Source organism: Symbiopectobacterium sp. (assembly GCF_051710365.1).
Taxonomy (GTDB): domain Bacteria; phylum Pseudomonadota; class Gammaproteobacteria; order Enterobacterales; family Enterobacteriaceae; genus Symbiopectobacterium.
On record NZ_JBPETA010000164.1, the window covers coordinates 1 to 6,698 of the forward strand.

At 51.5% G+C, this 6,698-nt stretch carries 5 protein-coding genes and 1 pseudogene; 5 read left to right on the forward strand and 1 reads right to left on the reverse strand.

The genetic code is table 11. The features are described from left to right. Window positions 1–179: 179 nt before the first annotated feature. Entirely contained in the window at window positions 180–1,511 is a 1,332-nt protein-coding gene (locus ACTBDZ_RS13500; protein WP_438815703.1) for an aminotransferase class I/II-fold pyridoxal phosphate-dependent enzyme, read from the forward strand. Between the two features lie 60 nt (window positions 1,512–1,571). Here ACTBDZ_RS13500 and ACTBDZ_RS13505 read toward each other — a convergent pair whose 3' ends face one another. Further along, window positions 1,572–3,713, reverse strand: coding sequence for a thiamine pyrophosphate-dependent enzyme (locus ACTBDZ_RS13505; protein ID WP_438815704.1), 2,142 nt, complete (start codon window positions 3,711–3,713; stop codon window positions 1,572–1,574). A 350-nt stretch (window positions 3,714–4,063) separates the two neighbouring features. Between ACTBDZ_RS13505 and ACTBDZ_RS13510 the strand changes: the two genes are divergently transcribed. The 4 genes and pseudogenes from ACTBDZ_RS13510 to ACTBDZ_RS13525 form a co-directional block, all read left to right on the forward strand. Beyond that, window positions 4,064–4,492 carry a hypothetical protein gene (locus tag ACTBDZ_RS13510; RefSeq protein WP_438815705.1) on the forward strand — a complete coding sequence of 143 codons (429 nt, stop codon included), beginning with the start codon at window positions 4,064–4,066 and terminating at the stop codon, window positions 4,490–4,492. A gap of 350 nt (window positions 4,493–4,842) precedes the next feature. Continuing rightward, on the forward strand, window positions 4,843–5,529 hold the full coding sequence (locus ACTBDZ_RS13515; RefSeq protein WP_438815706.1) for a metallophosphoesterase: 687 nt from the start codon (window positions 4,843–4,845) through the stop codon (window positions 5,527–5,529). A 228-nt stretch (window positions 5,530–5,757) separates the two neighbouring features. Next, window positions 5,758–6,249, forward strand: a complete 492-nt coding sequence (locus ACTBDZ_RS13520; protein WP_438815707.1) for a GNAT family N-acetyltransferase — start codon at window positions 5,758–5,760, stop codon at window positions 6,247–6,249. A 181-nt stretch (window positions 6,250–6,430) separates the two neighbouring features. Beyond that, window positions 6,431–6,698: pseudogene (locus ACTBDZ_RS13525) on the forward strand (transposase); the annotation flags it as partial.

The window sequence follows — 6,698 nt, forward strand, 5'->3', positions numbered from 1 at the left end:
GTATCGGTGCTATGCTCGACATCGCTCAGTCCGGTTGATGATTTGGGATCTTTATCGATTGATCAGATCGCTCAACTCGGACTGAGTTCCCTTCAGGTGATCTACTATTCGGAACAGTTATTTAGTGGCTCATTTGTATGTGTACAATCATATTTTTGTTACTGAAAAAAGTTTTTGATATGACAGCAAAAATTGATCCCGTTTGGCTGGCCGGAATGCTTACCGATCCCTCGATTCGGGGGATTGCGATGGATATCGCTGCATTGATTCGTGAAGAGCGCATTGCTATTGGCAGCCAGTTGCCGTCGGTTCGGGAACTGGCCGAAATATTGCGAGTGAGTCCGGCGACGATTTCGGCGGCCTGGTCCCAATTAAAGCGGCAGAACGTGGTGACCGGGCGTGGAAGGACAGGGGTATGGGTCTGTAGTCAGCGAGTCTCGCCCCGTCCTGAACGTTTTGAGAGGGTAGGTAACTTTGGTGACACCATCCAGATTAATATGGAACTCTCTTCACCGGACCCCGCGTTATTACCTAATCTGGCAGCAGCATTGCAACATGCGCTATCGCAGCCCACGTTAAACAGTTACCAACGAACTGCCATTGTCCCTGAACTGGAGGCGGCGGTTCGCAAACGCTGGCCTTATCCGGCTGAGGCGTTCATTACCTCAAGTGGCGGGTTTGATAGGCTGTACCTGGCGTTGCAGGCATTGATCTTTCCCGGTTCGACGGTGGCTATCGAAAGCCCTACCACTGCCCGCTTACTTGATTTGCTCGATCTGCTGGGAATGAACGCGATCAAGGTGGGCTGTGATGCCAATGGGCCTGATATTGAGGAACTGAAGCAGGCGCTGCAAAAAAAGCCAGTCGCGTTTATTTTCCAGCCCAGGACTCATTCACACACGGGTTGCGCCGTAAGCCCTGAGCGGCTGGACGACATGGCCGCTGTACTGGCCGAGCATGAAAATGTGCTGATTCTGGAAGATGACGGCATCGGTGAATTATCAACCTGTCCCGCGATCAGTTTGGGGCGCTATTATCCTGAACGTACAATTCATGTCTGCTCTTACTCCAAGGCCTATGGACCCGATTTACGTTTGGCCGTGATATCGGGCAGTAAAACCCGAATGGACCAGCTCCAATCCTTCCGCCATTTTGGCGTCGGATGGAGTAGCCGGATACTGCAAGGCGCGTTGGCTTATTTATTGAACGATGCGCAGGCACAGCACGATATTGCACATGCCAAACAGGTCTATCACCGGCGACGTCAGGCGTTAGTGGATGCGCTGGCTCGACGAGGCATTCATGTACCAGAAAGCGATGCGCTGTGTATCTGGTTGCCAGTGCCTTCGGAGCGCCATGCTCTGGTAACTCTGGCCGTGCGTGGCATTGCCGTGAGGGTTGGTGTGGGGGCGGGGGTAAAAAACGGGGAATTTATTCGGCTCAGTATCAGCCAGTTGCAGGAACATCATGTAGAGACCGTGGCCGAAGCCGTCAGTCAGATCTTTTGCTAGCGCGCATTTTCCTCACGAGATCCTCGGCTTGCACTGAGGATCTCGTCGGATATTGCGACCTTACTCTTGAGCGTTCTTCTCTGCTTTACCTGCCATCATTGTCAGGAAGTCAAAGCGACGACGCAGATCCTGTTCCGCTTCTTCATACAACCGCGCGGTCTCTTCAGGAATTTGCGTATTCAGCCGACGGAAGCGTTGCTCTTTCAACAGTGTCTCACTCAGGCTGCTGGAGGGCGGACGGGAATAGGTGACCAACGCCGGTTTGCCTTCTTCCACACGACGCGGATCGAAGCGATAGAGTGGCCAGAATCCGGTGGCCGTCAGTTGACGCATCTGATCGTGACTGAATGCCAAATCGTAGCCGTGTTCTTCGCAGGGGCTGTAGGCGATGATTAATGACGGACTCGGCCAGGCTTCCGCTTCCTGAATCGCTTTCACCGTTTGGTTAAGTTGTGCGCCCAGTGAAATCTGTGCGACATAGACGTGGCCGTACATCATCACATTGATGCCCAGATCTTTACGCGCCTTACGTTTACCTTTTTCCGCAAATTTGGTGACCGCACCCAGCGGTGTGGCCTTGGATTGCTGACCGCCCGTGTTGGAATAGCACTGGGTATCCAGCACCAGCACGTTGACGTTTTCTGTCAGACTCATCACATGATCCAGACCGCCGTAGCCAATATCATAGGCCCAGCCGTCACCGCCAATCAGCCAGACGGATTTGTCTACCAGATGGTCGGCATCGTGGCTAAGTTCACGTGCCACCGGTTCATTGAGTCTGGCAAGCCGTTCACGCAGTTGTGCAATTTGCTGGCGGCGCAGATCCGGCGCAATGTTCTCTTCCTGCAAGGCGCTCACCAGATCGGCGGGGAGTTGCGGTGCTAACTGCAAGAGCTGACGCAAGGCGCGCTGGCGATGTTGATCCACGCTGAGACGGAAACCTAAACCAAATTCGGCGTTATCCTCAAACAGCGAGTTGGCCCAGGCTGGACCGCGTCCATTGGCATCGGTGGTCCACGGCGTGGTGGGCAGGTTGCCGCCGTAAATAGATGAGCAGCCGGTGGCGTTGGCGATCAGTAAACGATCGCCATAGAGCTGCGTTAACAGTTTGATATATGGCGTTTCGCCGCAACCGGAACAGGCACCCGAGTACTCGAACAGCGGCGTAATCAACTGTGACGTGCGGATGTCGATACGTTCCAACTTGCTCTTGTTGATTTCCGGCAATTGCAGGAAGAAATCAAAGTGGTTTTTTTCCACGCTCAGATTATCCAGGTGGGATTCCATGTTGATGGCTTTGATCTCAGGATTTTGACGGTCTTTCGCTGGACACACCTCGACGCACAGGTTGCATCCCGTGCAATCTTCCGGGGCGACTTGCAATACATACTTCTGACCACGCATATCACGCGCTTTGACATCCAGCGATTGCAGCGAATCAGGCGCGTCGCTCATGGCCTCAGCAAAAGCATCCATCGCCTGCTCAACGTGAGAGTAAGTGTTGTTATACCACGGGTTGGTGGCTTCGCGTGCCTGGAAGAAGGTGTCCGGATTGGAGGCGGTGCCACGGATCACCGGACGTTCTGGTGTAAGCGCTCGCTCACGGTGTGCGGCAATTGCATCCTGGGGCAGTAGTTTCAGTAATACTTCATCACTGAGCGGTTCCACTTTATTGATTTCATGTGAAGTGCGGAAACCGTCGAAGAAATGGATAAAGGGGACGCGGCTGTTAAGCGTGGCGATTTGTGCAATCAAGGCGAAATCTTGTGCTTCTTGCACGGTGTTGGCACACAGCATCGCACAGCCCGTCTGGCGCACCGCCATCACGTCGGAGTGATCGCAGAAAATGGAGAGCGCATGAGTAGCGACGGTTCGGGCGGCAACGTGCAGCACGAAAGGGGTTAACTGTCCGGCCAGCTTGTAGAGCGTCGGGATCATCAACAGCAATCCCTGCGATGAGGTAAACGATGTCGCCAGCGCCCCTGTCTGCAACGCCCCGTGCACTGTGGCAATCGCACCGCCTTCCGACTGCATTTCGATCACCCGTGGGGTATCTCCCCACAAGTTTTTACGCTCATCGCTCGACCATGCGGCAGCCTGTTCTGCCATGGAAGAACTTGGGGTAATCGGGTAGATGGCGATGACGTCGTTTGCTCGCCAGGCTACAGAAACGACTGCGTTGTTACCGTCAGTGGTGATCATGATTTAACCTTAACTTGCTTGCTCACAGAATGAAATACGATTGCTTTTTTGCATTAGCGCATCAGAGAAATGGGTTTGAATGAACCAAAATGTGCTCAGATGTATAAATTCGTGTAAATGAGCATCTTTGCAGACGAATCTATCACATAACCCGGTAACTGCCTATTTTGCGAAGGGCTTCTGTTCCACATAAAACTTAAGGATATTAATAAAAATCAGTGAGTAACGTCGCTATATTGAAAATTGTTAATTTTTCTCTTAAACCGATATTGCCCTGACAAAAAATGCGATATGTTACCTGAACTCCGGCGATGCAGAGCTATTGAGCAGGGGCATAATAAGAGGACAGGATGATGGCAGATGAGTTGCAGAACAAACTCGTTACGGCGTTAACGTCTCTGCGCGATCAGGGGAAAACGCCGACACAGGCCGTCGAGCATATGATTCAGGCATTGGGCGGGCATTATCATGATATTTCCCGCATTAGTGTTTTAAATGCCAAACTGATTGCCGATGTGCTGTATACGGTTTATCAGGGAAAGATCTCCGCCCATGAGTTGGCGGTGTTATTGCGCAATATGTGTTATGGTGGGCCTGATATCGCTCTGGCGCTTCGGACCACCTTTACCATGCTGGATGCGCAAGCGATTGGGGCGCTGCTGCTGGATACGCAGGTTTACCCCGAGAGTGAAAAACAACAGGTGCACCATGCGTTGCACTATGCAAAATTTTCTGTACCTGAATGCGATCAGGCGGTGGAGGCGCTTTACTCCGCTTAACACGACAACGGTGTTGCCGCCATCCCGGCTTCCGGTGTGGCGGTGTGAGAACCTTTACTGACTTCCCTCCAGGGCACCATAAGGCCTGTATCGCCAATAACAACTATCGCCAATAACAGCACCGCGTAATCCTGCGTTCCTTTTTATAAGAATCGCTTTTTTTCTTGTCTCGGATCTTTTTCATGCTGATCGACGGCAATCTGTTACGCATAATTATGTGTGTCTGTGTGTCTGTGTGTCTGTGTGTTTGTGTGATTTTGCGATTTTGTGGTTTTACTCCCTGATTGCATGAGCAGCGCCCAAGGCACGCAACCTTACTTTAAGGCGTCATTGCAGTTCTGGAGGTTAAAATGCGCGAGATTGTTCGCTACCGCAGTATTCGTGGGGATGATTATCGCCATGTGTGGGTGGTTGGGGATCTTCACGGTTGCTATCAACAATTGAAGCAGCAATTGATTGCACGAAAATTTGATGAACGTTGCGACTTGCTGATAGCCGTCGGCGATCTTATCGATCGCGGAACGGACAGCGCGGCATGTCTGGCACTGTTGGATGCTCCCTGGTTCATTTCAGTGGCAGGTAATCATGAATGTATGGCGTATGCTGCGTTGCAAGGAGAAAGCAGTGACCACTGGCGCAACAATGGCGGTGACTGGTATTTCGAGTTGAGTCCGATACACCGTCATTCCATCGATCGACTGATCCAGCTGACGGAGTCACTTCCACATGTTCTGGAAGTTAACGTGCAAACGTGCCTTTATGTTATTGCTCATGCGGATTATCCCTCTGCGCGCTATGATTTGGGCCTGCCCGTCAATGTGGATGATGTCGTGTGGGGGCGCAGGCGGTTGCTGCGAGCGCAGTCTGGCGACTATCAGCGGATCGAGGGGGCCGACCGTTTTATCTTCGGACACACGCCGCTTAAAAAGGTGTGCGCCTATGCCAATCAGAAAAAGGTGTGCGCCTATGCCAATCAGATCTATCTCGATACGGGGGCCGTTTATGGTGGGCCTCTTTCCATGGTGCGCTTGCGCTAGCAGGATACCTTTTCTGCGCTTTATTTTTTTCCTCCTACGCCCTGTTGTTTTCCTCTGTGATAGTGACCCTTGCACTCGCTGATATGCTCGTTCTTGACCTCGCCGTGGCGTAATGAAATAGCGCCGTGACGTGATTATTATCGCCCAATGAACAAAATGCTGTTCATACTGCAACCGCTCTAAGGTAGCATCGGGAAGCAATGTTGGCGTTTATAACAGGAAAGGATGATGAATATAACCATTTATCCCGCTCAGAAAGCAGATGCGGGCGTGATCTTGGATATGATTATTGAGCTAGCGGAATATGAACTTTCCCGTAATCAAGTGATTGAGACGCGGGAAGACATTGAAAAAACGCTCTTTGGCCCTGATACGCGCACAGAAGCCTTGATTTGTGCCATTGATGGAGTGCCTGTTGGGTACGCGGTATTCTTTATGAGTTACTCTACCTGGTTGGGCAAAAACGGTATTTATCTTGAAGATCTCTATGTAGCCAAACGTTTCCGTCAGCATGGTGCGGGCAAAGCGCTGTTAGCGCATGTGGCAAAATTGGCCAAAGAGCGTGGCTGTGGTCGCCTGGAGTGGAGCGTACTGGATTGGAACCAGCCTGCTATCGATTTTTACGACAGTATTGGTGCTAACGCACAAAGTGAATGGATTCGCTACCGTTTGGACGAGCAAGGCATCGAGAATTTTTTGCGTAAACATGTAAGTGCGTGAATTGAAACTGGCTCGCGATCCGGTGGCCCGCAGAGAGGCCACCGGACGAATGTTATACACCGAGCTTCTTGTGGTACTCCGCACGGGTTTTTTTCAGATTATCTGTCGCGAGCCTGTACATAAATTTGTGTAATTGCCTGATTTTGATATGTTCAATCCAACATCAAAAGCAGGTTACTTTATGGACGAAAAACAGTTGCAGGCTCTGGCTAATGAACTGGCCAAAAATCTCAAAACCCCTGAAGATCTCAGCCAGTTCGATCGCCTGATGAAGAAAATCAGCGTTGAGGCGGCTCTCAACGCCGAAATGTTCCACCATCTGGGGCTACGATAAAAATCAGCCTAAACCAGGGACCAACTCCCGCAACGGCTATTCGACAAAGACCGTTACCACGGGCGATGGCACACTGGAACTGCGTACTCCTCGCGATCGTGACGGCTCCTTCGAA